Here is a 16238-nt window from a genome sequence, read left to right as displayed (position 1 = left end):
TCGTGTTTGGGATTTAAAAGTTCTCCTAGCGTATTTCCTAAAAAATTATATTGATTTGTATCGATTTTATGTGAACGCATTTGACAAGGTTTTATTCACCAAGATACTAAAAACTGGTCTTTTTTGAACCCTATTTTGGTAATAAAAACAACTAAAAACACTATTAAAACTATCTTCTTGTAATAAAATAGGTTCGACTAATTAGTGATTGACTTGCTTTATCCCATTTTTAAATGGCTTCAAATAATTTTCCAGGTAATGGTTTTACCATGCCTTTCATTTCTAAATTGAATAAAATAGTAGTAGTCTTATGAATAGGTAAGTTGCAATTAATTGCAATATTATCTAATATTTCTTTGCCATTTTCAATCAAAAAATTTATGATAATTTGTTCAGATTCATCCAATTCTACAAATAATTGTTTTTGAATTATTTTTTCTGATTTAGTTCCAATATCCCAATTTAATAATTCAACAACATCTTTAGCTGAAGTTATCATGGCGGCCTTATTTTGTTTTATTAAATTGTTGCAACCTGCACTTAATTTATCAGAACTTCTCCCAGGAACGGCAAACACATCTCTACTATACGAATTTGCAATATCAGCGGTTACTAACGAGCCTCCTTTTTCAGCAGATTCAATAATAATAGTAGCCTCTGAAATACCTGCTACAATTCTGTTTCGTTTTAAAAAATTTTCTCGTAAAGGAGTTTCATCATGCCAAAAATCGGTTATAAATCCACCATTATTTTCAACTTCAGCACTATATTTTTTATGTGCTTTCGGATAAAAATCTTCAAAACCGTGAGCCAAAATACCTATAGTTTGCAAATTATTTTTTAGTGCAGACTTGTGTGCACAAATATCAACACCATAAGCAAAACCACTTACAATTATTGGATTGTATTCTTTTAATTCTTCAATTAAATTTTCTGTAAAAATTCTTCCATAACTTGTAATTTTTCGAGTACCAACCACGCTAATAATTCGCTGTTTGTTTAATGAAATATTCCCGCTTTTAAAAATCAAAATTGGACCATCAACACAATGTTTTAATTTGTCGGGATAGTTATCCTCTAAAAAATAGCTGGTTTCTATGTTGTTTTTCTGAATGTATTTTAATTCCTTTTCTGCTTCAATTAAGTTTTTAGAATCTGTTAAATGACGAATAGTAAACGAACCTATTCCGTTTATTTTTTCCAACAAATTTCGTTTTTCTTTAAATATTTTTTTAGCAGTTCCACAATGGGCAATTAGCTTTTTAGCATTAATATCACCAATACCTTTTGCGTGTTGTAGTGCCAATACATATAACAAATCTTCTTCTAGCATATTTATAATAAATGGATTGTCAATATATAAAATTATTGTTAATAAAAAATATGGTTATTCTTATTTTTAGTGTCTATTTTTTTTATATTTGTTTTAATGACTTTAGCAAAATACATCAGTGATTTATTATACCGATATGATTGTGTAATTGTACCAAATTTTGGTGGGTTTGTAGCAAACAAAATTTCTGCCAAAGTAAATCATTATACACATACTTTTTATGCACCAACTAAGCAATTAACTTTTAATGCTCATTTAAAAAATAATGATGGATTATTGGCAAATTACATAGCAACTGCAAAAAGCATAACCTATGTAAATGCTGTTCGTTTTATTGAAACCGAAGTTGCTAAATGGCAAACTGCATTAAGTCAAGAAGAACTAGAGCTAGAAAATATAGGTAACTTGTATAAAAATGAAGATAATGCTATTATTTTTGAACCTGTTTACACCATAAATTATTTAACTTCTTCTTTTGGATTAGACAACTACGTATCTCCTGCTATTAAACGATTCATAGAAAAAAATAAAGCTGTTATTCCAATTCATCGTGCTGAAAATTCTAAAGAAAAAACACCCGCCTTTATAAAATATGCTGCAGCTGCAGTATTGGTTTTTGCCTTAGGAACTGTTGGGTGGAAACAATACCAAAATTATACCTATAACAATTTAGTAGCACAGTCAGAATTACAACAACAAAAAGTTGATAAAACCATACAGGAAGCTACCTTTATAATTAGCAATCCACTGCCAGCAATTACTTTGAATGTTGCTAAAAAAACACATAATTATCACATTATTGCAGGTGCATTTAGAGAACCCACCAATGCAACTAAAAAATTGCGACAATTACTTAAAAAAGGTTATCACGCAAAAATTTTAGGAATTAATAAATGGAATTTAACTCAGGTTGCTTACGAAAGTTTTGACTCAAGAAGAGATGCTATAAATAAACTAAATGCTATTAGACGAACTGATAGCAAAGATGCTTGGTTGTTAATTCAAGAATACTAAATTCTACAATTTCTTTTAATTACCTTTGCAAAAAAACATCTCATGGTAAAAACTCCTAAAGAATCTTTAACAATATTAACCGACATGGTTTTACCTGGCGAAACCAATCCGCTAGGCAATTTATTTGGTGGAGAATTGTTGGCCAGAATGGATAGAGCTTGTAGTATTGCTGCACAACGCCATTCAAGAAAAATTGTGGTAACTGCTTCTGTAAATCACGTTGCCTTTAATAAAGCTGTGCCTGTTGGTAGTGTAGTTACACTTGAAGCTAAAGTTTCTAGAGCGTTTAATTCTTCTATGGAAATTTATGTAGATGTTTGGATTGAAGACCGAGAATCTCAAAAACGCACTAAAGTAAACGAAGGTATTTACACTTTTGTAGCGGTTGATAAAACAGGAACTCCTACTAAAATACCACAAATACACCCTGAAACTAAACTAGAAAAAGAACGTTTTGAAAGTGCTTTACGAAGAAAGCAATTAAGTTTAATTTTGTCTGGGAAAATGAACCCAAAAGATGCTACCGAATTAAAAGCATTATTTGGATAATACATGCTGTTGGCAACAAGTTAAAACTAAATGAAAACAAATCTTAATTTTGAAAATAAATCAACAAAAGAACTTCTTTCCAAACTTGATTTTGAATATTTTCTAAAACAAAATATTGAGGTTGAAAATTATAGTTCGGAAAATACTAAACTAATTTATGAGAACTATGACGTTTTCAAAAAAAAAGTAAAAGGAAAGTCCAAAGAAAACAGAAAACAATTTTTCTTCTATTGCGAAAGTAACGTGAGAAAAATGTTTACTGGAGGAATGTTACCTGCATCCTTTGGATTAGACGAAAGTAGACGCTATCAAATTATTGATTTTCCAGCAACTGGGAAGAATTGGGCTTATTTTGAATATTGGCAAAAAACATATAAACTTAAATTAACAAAAGAAAAAGTATGGAGTTTTGTAGTTAAAACAGGTAGTGTTTTAGCTTTTATACTTTCAATTTTAAAACTTTACGAAATCATTCTTAAAAAATAAAACATGGTAGAAACTAATTTACAAAAACCTATTGCAACAGCATTTTTAAGTTGTAGTTTAAGACTTGAAGACAGACCTTTTGTAAACTATGTAGAACAAATATTAAAACGTCACAATATTCAACCAATTGGAACTGTAGGGTACTTTTCTGCGTCTCCAACGAGTACGGCTGAACATATGAAAAAAAATATACCTTTAGCTGATTTTGTTGTAATAGTAGCTACTCCAAGATATATTCAAAAAGATATAAACTCTGGGCATATTTCTCATGGTTTATCAGAAATGGTTCACGTTGAAACTGGAATGGCTTATATGGCTAATAAACCTGTTGTTGTTTTCGTTCAAGAAGGTACGAATGTTGGAAGTTTTTTACCAACAATAACTCAATATATTACTCTCAATGGAGAAGAAACCGATTTACGTAACAAGTGGACTTTGATTAATAGCCTAATTAAACATGCATACGATATTGTAGTACAGATTAAATCAGAAAATGCTAATAAATCATTTTGGAGAACTTTAACAACTGGCTTAGCAATTGTTGGAGGAATTTCAATTATTAGTTCAATTGGAAGTGACAAATAAACAAAAACCAGTTGCCAACAATGGCTAAAAAATTGCTGAATTATGCTGATTACAGAAAAACGATTAACTTTACTAACTAACGATAAACATCGGAAAATTACGATTTATCAATCGCAACTTTCCCTAGCCTAAACCAGTATTACATTCTATAAATCCAATTTACCGGATTTTCAGTTTTAGTATTTTTAGAAAGTAGAAAACCTAAAATAGTTTTACCCGTAATTTTATCGGTAAAAATAGTTCCTAGTTTTTGCTTCGTTTTTACATTATCACCTGGATTAACTAATACATTTTCTAAGTTTTTATAAACCGTTATGTAGTTTCCGTGTTGTAATAAAACCGCTTTTTTATTTCCAGACATTACCTGAACAGCTAATACTTTTCCTTCAAAAACAGCACGAGCTTTACTACCTTTTGTAGTAGTAATTCTAACGCCGTTACTTTGAATGGTTGCTGTTTTTACAATAGGATGAGGTTGCCTGCCATAATAAGTTGATACATATCCTTTTTCTACTGGCCACGGTAATTTGCCTTTGTTTAATACAAATTTAGAAGCTAACTTTTTTGCTTCAGCAGTTAACGTAAATTCAGCTGAAGAGCTTCCTTTTTTACCAAGTTTTTTATTAGATGCAGCAATTGCATTTTTAATTATATTATTTATTTGAGCATCAATTCTACGTTCTTCTTTTTGAAAATGCTGAATTTGACGTTTATATTTTCCTTCTTTCTTTTTAACCTGAGCTAACAGGCCTACTTGATCTTTTTTCTCTTTTTCAATAACAATTTGCTCTTCTTTTTTACTGTTTAATAAGGTTAGCTTTTGTTCTTTTTTAAATTTTAACGTATCGTTAAGTTGTTGAATTTCTAAAGTCTTTTTTTGAATATTTTCGCCTTGACTTTTTCTATAATTTGCATATTGTTTCATATATTGAAACCGCTTGTATGCCTGAAAAAAATTATCGGAAGAAAGTAAAAACATGATTCTGCTATTTTGCGATTTACTTTTGTATGATTTGTAAATCATATTGGCATAATCTTTTTTTAAGGCTTTTAATTCTCTTTCATTTTTATTAATTTTAAGTTGATTTAAATAAATTTCGTTTCCTAATTCTTTCGCTTCATTAGTAATAGCATTTATTAATTTTTTTCTTGTTTTTATTTTATCATTTAAATCTTTTACATCATTTAATAAGTTTTTTTTCTTTCGTTTATTATTTGAAAGTAAGGCGTTTATATAAACTTTATCTTTTTGTAACTGAATTCTACGAGCTTCTAAAACTTTTCTTTTAGACTTTTGAGCAAAACTAGAAATACTCAAAAACATGAAGACAAAAAGTAATATATATTTTAGAAATTGACGCATTATGGTAAACTAATTTTTTTATATCCTTTAGGTATTTTAAACGGAAATTTTAATTCTTTATTAAATACAACTTGGTAATAATTCATAAAAATAGATAGCTTTTTTTGATTATTATTTGCTATAATATTAATTACCTCAGGAAATTGTTCTCCATTAATATTAGTATAACTTGGATACATAATAGTAGCTTTTTGATCTTTGCCTAAATTACGAATTTCTTGTTTATTTAACTTGAAATTATCAGGATTTAATAAAAACAAAATGGCATAAAAATTTTTATTCTTTTTTGGGGAAAGCAGGTATTTATTTTGTTCTATTTTTGAAATGTATTTTCCTCTTTTTAAATTTAAAACTGGTTGACCTAATAACACATTCTGAAACTCTTTAAAATCTAATTTTTTTCCAATATATTTTGTTAATGAAGCTAAACTTCCTTCAAAATAGGTTTTATTAATTTTATTATAAAATCTAACTTTATAAGGGGTTATAATCATTTTAGCAATTGGTATTCCCAGTTTGGTAACACTCATCCATATTGTTTTATTTCTTTCTAATCGCAATTTTATGGTTGCCGAAACAGCCATTTTATTATTTTTAAATTTAGTTCTAAGCTTTGCAGAAACTGTTTTTTGATGAAATTTATTTACTTCGTAATTATGAATAATATGTTTAGCGGAAAGCATCGCAACATTTTCAGTAGAAGTAGTTATTAGTTGCTTGGTTTTACAAGAGGATAAAATTAGTAATAGTAAGGTTGCTATTAAATATGTTTTCTTCATTTATTCTTTCCTTAAATTTAGTGCTTTTTGTTTGTGTTTTAAAGCTTCTTTCGGTTTATTTATTGCCGTGTAACAAGTTGCTAATAAATCGTAAAATTGACTTTTTAATGGCGGATTATCTATTACAAAATCAATGCCAATTTCTAAAACGGTTATAGCATCATTATATTTTTTTAAATTAGTTAATGCTAATCCGTTAGCATAATATAAAAAAGGTTGCGTAGGAAACAAATCTAATTCACTTTTAGTTAAGGAATTTAATTGATTAAAATACTCTTCTTTAATATAACTATTTATAATTTTTACTAAGGTTTTATAGTTTTTAGTTTGGTTGTAATTAACTATTAAATTATCATCTTCACTGTTAACTTCAACTTGATTTTTATTGCTTTCGTTTGGTTGAGTTTTACTTTTTAAATATTTTGATAATCCAATTGTTTTGGTATTTGCAAGAGCTTGATTTTCAATTTCAACAATCAGCTTTTTTGCTTTGTTATAATTGTGATTTAAGATATACAGCAACACCAAATTATTACTTAAATTTGGTTGAATTTTAATGATTTTTTGTTGAATTTTTATAGCTTTTTTAAAATTTTGATCTGCTTTAAAAATGGCTACTTTTTGCTGTAACAAATAAACATTATTTGGTTTTTTATACAATGCTTTATTAATAAATACTGCTGCTTCGTAATTTCTTTTTAATAAAAAATAATTTTTTGCTAATTCAAATTGAACGGCTGTATTGCTTGAATCTAGTTGATAGCAATTTTCTAAATTTTCAATAGCTTTTGGGTAATTTTCAATAGCTTTTTGTTTTAATGCTTCAAAAAAACTAGTTTGAAATTTTAAATTATTTTCTTCAGTTAATGTAGTATTTTGAGCAAATAATCCTCCAATATTTATTCCTAATAAAAATAAAATATATATAACTAAATAATTGCTTTTCATACGAGTGGCAATATACAATTAATGCCATTAAATTCCTTTAGGAATGGCTTCAATTAATTTTTTAGTATAACTAGATTGAGGATTTTTGTATATAGCATCGGCATCGCCAATTTCCTCAATTTTACCTTGATTCATTACTACTAATTGATCGGACATATATTTAACTACCGCCAAATCATGAGAAATAAAAATATAGGTAAATCCAAATTCTTCTTTTAAAGCATTCAATAAATTCAAAACTTGAGCCTGAACAGAAACGTCTAATGCCGAAACCGATTCATCGCAAATAATTAGTTTAGGGCGTAAACCAATAGTTCTGGCAATACCAATTCGTTGACGTTGACCTCCAGAAAATTCATGAGGATATTTATAAAAATGCTCTTTACTAAGTCCTACTTTTTCTAGAATTTTTAAGGCTTCGGCTTCGCATTCTTTATTGCTTTTAAAAATTCCATGAACTTTCATAGGTTCCATAATTGCTTGTCCAACAGGGATTCTTGGGTTTAAACTTGAAAAAGGATCTTGAAAAATTATTTGAACTTCTTTTCTCAAATCTTTCAATTTGTTTTTAGACAACGTAGTTATGTCATTTTGTTTGTAATAAATAGCTCCTTTAGTTGCTTTTTCAAGATGTAAAATAGTGCGTCCTAAAGTAGTTTTACCACAACCCGATTCACCAACCAAACCTAATGTTTCACCTTCATAAACATTAAAAGAAACATCATCTACCGCTTTTACAATGTTTTCTTTTTGAAAAATAAATTTCTTTTCTGTATTAAAATAAGTAGCCAAATTTTTAATTTCTAACAAAGGTTTTTTGCTATAAATTTTTTGATGAAATTTTTCTCTTTGAACGGTTGTATATTCTTCAAAATCAATATTTTCACTCATAAAATCACTAACAGTTGGTAATTTTTTAACTCTGTGCGTTAAGCTTGGTTTAGAATTTATTAATGCTTTTGTATAATTATGAGTTGGATTTTTAAAAATTTGTTGAGCATTACCTTGTTCTACAATTTCACCTTTATACATAACCAAAACATCATCGGCTATTTCAGAAACTAAACTTAGATCATGACTTATAAAAACTATGCTCATTTTCGTTTCCTGTTGTAAGTCTTTTAACAAATCTATTATTTCTTTTTGAACAGTAACATCCAAAGCGGTAGTTGGCTCATCAGCAATTAAAATAGTAGGTTTACAAGCAATTGCCATAGCAATCATTACACGTTGTTGCTGTCCTCCAGAAATTTGATGTGGGTATTGATTAAATATTTCATCTGCTCGTGGTAATTTTACTTTATTAAAAAGTGCTATTACTTCTTTTTTAGCAGTTTTATTAGATCTATTTTTATGTGTTTTTAAAATTTCAGCAACCTGAAAACCACAAGTTAAACTGGGATTTAAAGAGCTCATTGGTTCTTGAAAAATCATAGAGATTTGATTTCCTCGAATTTTTTGAAGTTCTTTTTCAGACATTTCGGATAAATTTTGATTTTCAAAAATTACAGTTCCTTCAAAAGTTGCTTTTTTACTTAGCAATTTTAAAACAGCTAAAAATGTAACGGATTTTCCGCTTCCTGATTCTCCAACAACACCAAGTATTTGTTGCTGTTTTAATTGAAACGAAATATTCTTTACCACCTGTTTATCTCCAAAATAAACGGATATTTTTTCTATTTTTAAAATACTTTTCATTTATATAAAATTATATTATATTCACTGTTGTTTAATTTTATTTGAACTATTCGTAAAATAAATTATTTGTTATTAAATTATAATTATTTTAATTATATTGTTGCCTTAAATTGTTTAACCCAAATAAAATCTTATTTTATGATAAAAAAATTACTCGTATTTACGTTTGTTTTATCTTTTACATTTGGTTTTTCCCAAAATGTTAATCCTTGGAAAAAATCATCATTAAAAAATAAAACTAGTCTTTTAAAAAATCGAAATGAAATTTCGAACAATTTTAAAGTATATACACTTGACATGTCAAGTTTAAAAAATGCTTTATCTAAATCGCCTAAAAGAAGCGGTTATTTACAAAAGTCATCAACCGTAATTGAATTTCCAAATGCTAACGGAAAATTTGAACGGTTTAGTATTTTTGAAGCCTCAATTATGCATCCTGATTTACAAGCAAGATACCCAAATATTAGGTCATATGCAGGACAAGGAATTGACGACCCAACTGCAACAATTCGTTTTAGCGTTTCTCCGTTAGGATTAAAAACAATGACTATTTCGGCAGGTAAAAATGCTGTTTTTATTGAACCTTATACCAAAGATTTAAAACAATATATGGTTTATAGTAAGCAATCAAATGCATCATTAAATTCATTTGAATGTTTAGTAAAAGATGATATTTCTTCTAAAATTCAAGCAAAAAACACAACGGTTGCTCGTCCTAACGCAGATGACAGTACATTACGAACTTTTAGATTAGCTTTATCTGCATCTGGGGATTATACTCAATATTTTGGAGGAACAAAAGCCAATGCTTTAGCTGCTATGAATGCAACTATGACTAGAGTAAATGGTGTTTTTGAAATTGATTTTGGAGTTACTATGCAATTAATTGCAAATGAAGATGCGATAATTTACACTAATGCAAATACCGATCCATATACTACAAGTTTAAATAGTGAACTGCAATCTACTTTATCAAGTGTTATTGGTGAAGCTAATTATGATATAGGACATTTAGTACATAAAGGAACTAACAATGGTAATGCAGGTTGTATTGGTTGTGTTTGTGTAGATAACCAAAAAGGAAGTGGCTACACCTCACATTCAAACCCTCAAGGCGATAATTTTGATATAGATTATGTAGCTCACGAAATGGGACATCAATTTGGAGCAAACCATACTTGGACTTTTAATGGAAACGAAGGTGCAAACGCACAGGTTGAACCAGGAAGTGGATCCACAATTATGGGTTATGCCGGTATTACCGGAGCTACAGATGTACAAGCTCATAGTGATGATTATTTTCATGCAATGTCTATACAACAAGTTACTAATTATGTAAAAACTACTAGTTGTCAAACAAATACAGCAACAGGTAATAGTGTACCAACAGCATTGGCTGGTGCAGATTTTACTATTCCAAAAAGTACTCCATTTGAATTAACTGGAGATGGAACAGATGCTGATGGCGATATATTATCATTTTGCTGGGAAGAAATGGATGAAAACAATGCAGCAACAACCTACCCAAGCACAACTGCTACAACGGGTGTTTCATTTAGATCCTTTTTACCGAGTACTTCTAAAACACGTTCTTTTCCACAAATAGCAACTGTTTTATCTGGTAATACATCTACTCAATGGGAAGCTGTCCCTTCTGTAGCTAGAACATTAAAATTTAGATTAACCGTAAGAGATAACGTAGCTGGTGGTGGAGCAAATAATAGTGACGATATGGTAGTAACTGTAAATGGTACTGCTGGTCCATTTTTAGTTTTTTATCCAAATACATCCATAACTTGGAATGTAAATCAGTTACAAACAGTTACTTGGGATGTTGCAGGTACTAATGGTTCAGCTGTAAATAGCCAAACTGTTAATATTTTATTATCTACAGATGGAGGTACAAGTTTTACTACAACTTTAGCATCTGGAGTAGCAAATAATGGATCAGCTCAAATTACAGTACCAAATAATATTGGCTCACAAAATAGAATAAAAGTTGAAGCTGCTGATAATATTTTTTATGATGTATCTAATACAGATTTTACCATTGCGGGAGAAGTTATTTGTAATGCAACGGTACCAACTGGTTTAAATTCTTCAAATATAAGTGCAACAGGTGTTACTTTAACTTGGAATGCTGTTTCAGGTGCAACTTACAATATTCAATACCGCAAAATTGGGACCTCTACTTGGACCTCAATTAACACTGGTTCAACAAGTGTGAACCTCAATGGTTTAAATACTTTAACTCAATATGAAGCTCAAGTACAAAGTGTTTGTACCAGTGCTAGTTCATCCTTTAGTAGTTCTGTTAACTTTACAACACTTGATCAAGTTTTAACTTATTGTACTTCAAAAGGGAATACAGTAACTGATGAATATATTGGAAGAGTACAAATAGGAACTATTGATAATACTTCTGGTTCAGGAAATGGATATAGCGATCATACTTCTATTTCAACTAATTTAACCATAGGAAATTCTACTACTATTACCATTACACCAACTTGGACTGGAACTGTTTATAGCGAAGGTTATAGTGTTTGGATTGATTATAATAAAAATGGAAGTTTTACCGATGCCGGGGAACAAGTTTGGTCTAAAGCCGCTTCAAAAACTACACCTGTTAGTGGAACTTTTACAATACCTACTTCAGCAATTTCTGGAACTACAACCATGAGAGTTTCAATGAAATATAATGGTGTTCCAACAGCTTGTGAAACATTTTCATATGGTGAGGTTGAAGATTATTCAATAGTTTTAATAGGTTCAACTCCTGACACACAAGTGCCTACTGCACCAACGCTTACTTCTAGTAATATAACAACTACCACAGTTGATTTAGCTTGGTCTGGTGCTACTGATAATGTTGCTGTAACAGGATACGATGTATTTAAAAATGGAACTCTTTTAACTTCCATTACTGGCACAACTTATCAAGTAACAGGATTAACGGCTAGTACAACTTATAACTTTACCGTTAGAGCTAAAGACGCTGCTGGAAATAGTTCTGTTGATAGCAATACTGCTACCATAACAACTTTAACACCTCCTGATACACAGGCACCTACTGCACCAACACTTACTTCTAGTAATATAACAACTACCACAGTTGATTTAGCTTGGTCTGGTGCTACTGATAATGTAGCCATAACAGGATATGATATTTATAAAAATGGAGCTCTTTTAACTTCTGTCACTAACACAAGTTATCAAGTAACTGGATTAACCGTTAGTACAACTTATAACTTTACGGTTAGAGCTAAAGATGCTGCTGGAAATAGTTCTATTGATAGCAACACTGCTACAATTACAACTGTAACTCCTCCTGATACACAAGCTCCTACTGCACCAACACTTACATACAGTAATATAACAACTAGTACTGTTGATTTAGCTTGGTCTGGTGCTACTGATAATGTTGCTGTAACAGGATACGATGTGTTTAAAGATGGTATTTTCTTAATTTCTACTACTGGTTTAACTTATCAAGTAACAGGGTTGACCTCTGGAACTACATATAACTTTACCGTTAGAGCTAAAGATGCTGCTGGAAATAATTCTATTGATAGTAATACAACAGCCGTCACTACTACATCCATAGATACAACTGCTCCAACTGCTCCAACGCTTACTTCTAGTAATATAACGACTAGTACCGTTGATTTAGCTTGGTCTGGTGCTACTGATAATGTTGCAGTAACAGGATATGATGTATTTAAAAACGGAACTCTTTTAACTTCTGTTACCAGCACAAGTTATCAAGCAACTGGGTTAGCTGCTAGTACAACTTATAACTTTACAGTTAAAGCTAAAGATGCTGCTGGAAATAGTTCTATTGATAGTAATACTGCTACCATAACAACTGTAACACAATCTTTAACTTATTGTAATTCAAAAGGGACAACTGTTACTGATGAATATATTGGTAAAGTTCAAATAGGAACCATAAACAACTCTTCTGGAAATGGTAATGGATATAGTGATTTCACTTCTATTTCAACTAACTTGAATAAAGGAGCTAGTACTACAATTACCATTACACCAACTTGGACAGGAACTGTTTATAGTGAAGGTTATAGTGTTTGGATTGATTACAATCAAAATGGAAGCTTTACTGATGCTGGCGAACAAGTTTGGTCTAAAGCAGCTTCTCAAACAACGCCTGTTAGTGGTACATTTACTATTCCAACTACAGCGTTAGCTGGAGCCACAAGAATGCGTGTTTCTATGAAATACAATGGTGTTCCAACTTCTTGTGAAACCTTTTCTTATGGTGAAGTTGAAGATTATACTATTGTACTGGCAGATCCTATTCCTGATAACCAAGCACCTACAGCACCTATATTAACTGCAAATGGAGCCACGGCAACAACTGTTAATTTATCTTGGTCTGGTGCAACTGATAATGTAGCAATAACAGGATATGATATTTTCAAAAATGGAATTCTTTTAACTTCTGTTACCAGTACAAATTATCAAGTAACTGGTTTAACCGCTAGTACAACTTATAACTTTACGGTTAAAGCTAAAGATGCTGCTGGAAATAATTCTGTCGATAGCAATACTGCGACAATTACAACTACAGTACAATCTTTAACTTACTGTTCATCTAAAGGAAATATTGTTACTGATGAATATATTGGTAAAGTTCAAATTGGGATCATAAACAATTCTTCTGGAAACGGAAATGGATATAGTGACTTTACATCTATTTCAACTAGTATTAGTGGAGTTACATCTATTACAATTACTCCTACTTGGACTGGAACTGTATATAATGAAGCTTATAGTGTTTGGATTGATTACAATCAAAATGGAAGTTTTACCGATGCTGGTGAGCAAGTTTGGTCTAAAGCTGCTTCTAAAACTACACCTGTTAGTGGCACATTTACTATTCCAACTACAGCACTAGCTGGTGCTACAAGAATGCGTGTTTCTATGAAATATAATGGAGTTCCTACTTCTTGTGAAACATTTACCTATGGTGAAGTTGAAGATTATACTGTTATTATAGGAGGAGGTACTGCTCGTAATAATGATATAGCTAATATAACTTCTAATATTATCACTATATATCCAAATCCTGTTAAAGGAAATTATTTAACAGTTAAAATGTCTAATAATACTAATGCAACTTATATTATTGCTAATATTTTAGGGCAAACTGTTAAATCTGGAAACTTGAAAAACATCATTAATATTGGTGATTTAAAAGCAGGAATGTATATGATTAATATAAATGATGGTATAAAAATAACGACCAAAAAGTTTATTAAAGAATAGCATAAAAGATTTTTAAATAAAACCCTGAGAACAAATTCTCGGGGTTTTTTTATGTAGTTTTGTGAAAAATTTTAAAACTTCATGAATTTAGTTTCTGTTGAAAATATTTCAAAATCTTACGGAGAATTAACGCTTTTTAGTGCCATTTCTTTCGGAATAAATAATGAGCAAAAAATTGCTTTTATTGCTAAAAACGGTACTGGAAAAACTTCAATGCTTAATATAATGACTGGCATTGACAGCCCAGATACTGGTCAGGTTATTTCTAGAAAAGGATTAAAAATAGAATATTTATCACAACAAGATAGCTTAAATAATGAATTAACTATTGAGCAAACTATTTTTAATTCAGAGAACCAAACCTTAAAAATTATTGAAGAATATGAACACGCTTTAAATAATCCTTCCGATGAAAACGCTTATCAACAAGCATTTGAAAAAATGGAACAAGCAAATGCTTGGGATTTTGAAACACAATACAAACAAATTTTATCCAAATTAAAACTTCCTAATTTATCGCAAAAAGTAAGCTCACTATCTGGTGGGCAACGCAAACGATTATCTTTGGCCATCGTTTTAATTCATAAACCCGATTTATTAATTTTAGATGAACCAACCAATCATTTAGATTTAGAAATGATTGAATGGCTGGAAAATTATTTTAAAAAAGAAAAAATAACCTTGTTTATGGTTACTCATGATCGGTATTTTTTAGAACGAGTTTGTAACGAAATTGTAGAGTTAGATCAAGGAAAATTTTACACCTATAAAGGTAATTATTCTTATTATTTACAAAAAAAAGAGGAACGTATTGCCACTGAACAAGCCAGTGTTGATAAAGCTAAAAATATTTTTAAAAAGGAATTGGATTGGATGCGAAGACAGCCAAAAGCAAGAACTACCAAATCTAAATCTAGAATTGATGATTTTTTCAAAATAAAAGAAGAAGCCCACAAAAGAAGAGACAATCATAAAGTACAACTAGAAATTAATATGGAACGTATGGGTTCTAAAATTTTAGAATTGCATAACGTTTCAAAATCATTTGGAAATTTACAGTTATTAAATAAATTTAATTATGTGTTTCAACGTGGAGAACGCATAGGAATTATTGGAAAAAACGGAACTGGAAAAACTTCCTTTTTAAACATTATTACTCAAACATTATCTATTGATTTTGGTAAAGTTATTGTTGGAGAAACTATTAAATTTGGATATTATACCCAAGACGGGATTGAAGTAAAACCTGGGCAAAAAGTTATTGAAGTTATCAAAGAATTTGGAGAATATATTCCGTTAACCAAAGGAAGAAAAATTTCAGCCGGACAATTATTAGAACGTTTTTTGTTCAGCCGAAAAAGACAATATGACTTTGTTGAAAAATTAAGTGGTGGTGAACGTAAACGTTTGTATTTATGTACGGTTTTAATTCAAAATCCTAATTTTTTAATTTTAGATGAACCTACTAACGATTTAGATATTGTTACGTTAAATGTTTTAGAAAACTTTTTATTAGATTTTCCTGGTTGCCTTTTGGTGGTTTCTCATGATCGTTATTTTATGGATAAAATTGTAGATCATTTATTTATATTTAAAGGAGATGGTGAAATAGAAGATTTCCCTGGCAATTACTCTGATTATAGAGTTTATGAAGATTCAAAACCAAAAGAGAAATCAATTGCAACAAAAAAAACAATTGTTAAAGAAAAAACTATAACTAAAGCAAAATTATCGTTTAAAGAACAAAAGGAATATAAAAACCTTGAAGGTGAAATAGAACAACTTGAAACTCAAAAGGAAACCATTGAAAAATTATTCGCATCCAATGAAATTCTCAATGAAGATATTAATAAAAAATCTATTGAATTACAAGAAATTATTTCAAAAATAACAGAAAAAGAAGAACGCTGGTTTGAGCTTTCCTCTAAGTTAGAAGCCTGAGTTCGATATAAGAAAAATAATTACAGGGCTGAAAATCAACAGTCTGCGTCATCTCATGATTGAAGAGCAACGAAAAGAAGAAGTAATCTTACTAAAAATAGATAGATTGCTTCAAATTATGCACTACCTGAATTCAAGAACTTAACGCAACAAATCATAATCTTAGATTTGTTGTATGAAAGTAAATAAATATGTACGATTAACGTTAAAAGAACGTGTTGTAATAGAAACATTATTACAAGAAAACAAGACC

General features: G+C 29.9%; 11 protein-coding genes. 6 read left to right on the top strand and 5 right to left on the bottom strand.

The genetic code is table 11. The annotated features are described in order from the left end of the window. Positions 1-229: 229 nt before the first annotated feature. Positions 230-1333 (bottom strand): DNA-processing protein DprA, encoded by a 1104-nt coding sequence (gene dprA, locus L3J60_RS11605; RefSeq protein WP_291975709.1) that lies wholly within the window; start codon positions 1331-1333, stop codon positions 230-232. A gap of 96 nt (positions 1334-1429) precedes the next feature. Here dprA and L3J60_RS11600 point away from each other — a divergent pair, with 96 nt between their 5' ends. Genes L3J60_RS11600 through L3J60_RS11585 form a run of 4 tightly spaced genes read left to right on the top strand, consistent with a single transcriptional unit; the run spans position 1430 to position 3967 of the window. Next, positions 1430-2347, top strand: coding sequence for an SPOR domain-containing protein (locus L3J60_RS11600; protein WP_291975708.1), 918 nt, complete (start codon positions 1430-1432; stop codon positions 2345-2347). Positions 2348-2389: 42 nt separating this feature from the next. Further along, a complete protein-coding gene (locus L3J60_RS11595; RefSeq protein ID WP_291975707.1) occupies positions 2390-2896 on the top strand; it encodes an acyl-CoA thioesterase in 507 nt (168 codons plus the stop codon). A 30-nt stretch (positions 2897-2926) separates the two neighbouring features. Continuing rightward, positions 2927-3382 carry a hypothetical protein gene (locus tag L3J60_RS11590; RefSeq protein ID WP_291975706.1) on the top strand — a complete coding sequence of 152 codons (456 nt, stop codon included), beginning with the start codon at positions 2927-2929 and terminating at the stop codon, positions 3380-3382. 3 nt (positions 3383-3385) lie between these two features. Next, positions 3386-3967 (top strand): hypothetical protein, encoded by a 582-nt coding sequence (locus L3J60_RS11585; protein WP_291975705.1) that lies wholly within the window; start codon positions 3386-3388, stop codon positions 3965-3967. Between the two features lie 139 nt (positions 3968-4106). Here the strand turns inward: L3J60_RS11585 and L3J60_RS11580 are convergent, their stop codons facing one another. Genes L3J60_RS11580 through L3J60_RS11565 form a run of 4 tightly spaced genes read right to left on the bottom strand, consistent with a single transcriptional unit; the run spans position 4107 to position 8755 of the window. Next, a complete protein-coding gene (locus L3J60_RS11580) occupies positions 4107-5291 on the bottom strand; it encodes a peptidoglycan DD-metalloendopeptidase family protein (protein WP_291975704.1) in 1185 nt (394 codons plus the stop codon). A gap of 38 nt (positions 5292-5329) precedes the next feature. After that, positions 5330-6109: a DUF4292 domain-containing protein gene (locus L3J60_RS11575; RefSeq protein WP_291975703.1), complete on the bottom strand. Its 780-nt coding sequence runs from the start codon at positions 6107-6109 to the stop codon at positions 5330-5332. Further along, positions 6110-7057, bottom strand: a complete 948-nt coding sequence (locus L3J60_RS11570) for a tetratricopeptide repeat protein (protein WP_291975702.1) — start codon at positions 7055-7057, stop codon at positions 6110-6112. It lies immediately after the preceding gene. A gap of 27 nt (positions 7058-7084) precedes the next feature. Then, positions 7085-8755 (bottom strand): ABC transporter ATP-binding protein, encoded by a 1671-nt coding sequence (locus tag L3J60_RS11565; RefSeq protein ID WP_291975701.1) that lies wholly within the window; start codon positions 8753-8755, stop codon positions 7085-7087. Between the two features lie 138 nt (positions 8756-8893). Between L3J60_RS11565 and L3J60_RS11560 the strand changes: the two genes are divergently transcribed. Beyond that, positions 8894-14044: a GEVED domain-containing protein gene (locus L3J60_RS11560; protein ID WP_291975700.1), complete on the top strand. Its 5151-nt coding sequence runs from the start codon at positions 8894-8896 to the stop codon at positions 14042-14044. Between the two features lie 81 nt (positions 14045-14125). Then, positions 14126-15985 carry an ABC-F family ATP-binding cassette domain-containing protein gene (locus L3J60_RS11555; protein ID WP_291975699.1) on the top strand — a complete coding sequence of 620 codons (1860 nt, stop codon included), beginning with the start codon at positions 14126-14128 and terminating at the stop codon, positions 15983-15985. Positions 15986-16238 lie beyond the last annotated feature (253 nt).

This window comes from Lutibacter sp. (assembly GCF_021647475.1).
Lineage (GTDB): Bacteria > Bacteroidota > Bacteroidia > Flavobacteriales > Flavobacteriaceae > Lutibacter.
The sequence above is the reverse complement of the archived record's forward strand: the minus strand, read 5'-3'. Positions and strand labels throughout refer to the sequence as shown.

What these genes read in the sequence shown, in the direction of transcription:
- dprA (WP_291975709.1), bottom strand. Translation starts at nt 1,333, where the DNA reads ATGCTAGAAGAAGATTTGTTATATGTATTGGCACTACAACACGCAAAA.
- L3J60_RS11600 (WP_291975708.1), top strand. Translation starts at nt 1,430, where the DNA reads ATGACTTTAGCAAAATACATCAGTGATTTATTATACCGATATGATTGT.
- L3J60_RS11595 (WP_291975707.1), top strand. Translation starts at nt 2,390, where the DNA reads ATGGTAAAAACTCCTAAAGAATCTTTAACAATATTAACCGACATGGTT.
- L3J60_RS11590 (WP_291975706.1), top strand. Translation starts at nt 2,927, where the DNA reads ATGAAAACAAATCTTAATTTTGAAAATAAATCAACAAAAGAACTTCTT.
- L3J60_RS11585 (WP_291975705.1), top strand. Translation starts at nt 3,386, where the DNA reads ATGGTAGAAACTAATTTACAAAAACCTATTGCAACAGCATTTTTAAGT.
- L3J60_RS11580 (WP_291975704.1), bottom strand. Translation starts at nt 5,291, where the DNA reads ATGTTTTTGAGTATTTCTAGTTTTGCTCAAAAGTCTAAAAGAAAAGTT.
- L3J60_RS11575 (WP_291975703.1), bottom strand. Translation starts at nt 6,109, where the DNA reads ATGAAGAAAACATATTTAATAGCAACCTTACTATTACTAATTTTATCC.
- L3J60_RS11570 (WP_291975702.1), bottom strand. Translation starts at nt 7,057, where the DNA reads ATGAAAAGCAATTATTTAGTTATATATATTTTATTTTTATTAGGAATA.
- L3J60_RS11565 (WP_291975701.1), bottom strand. Translation starts at nt 8,755, where the DNA reads ATGAAAAGTATTTTAAAAATAGAAAAAATATCCGTTTATTTTGGAGAT.
- L3J60_RS11560 (WP_291975700.1), top strand. Translation starts at nt 8,894, where the DNA reads ATGATAAAAAAATTACTCGTATTTACGTTTGTTTTATCTTTTACATTT.
- L3J60_RS11555 (WP_291975699.1), top strand. Translation starts at nt 14,126, where the DNA reads ATGAATTTAGTTTCTGTTGAAAATATTTCAAAATCTTACGGAGAATTA.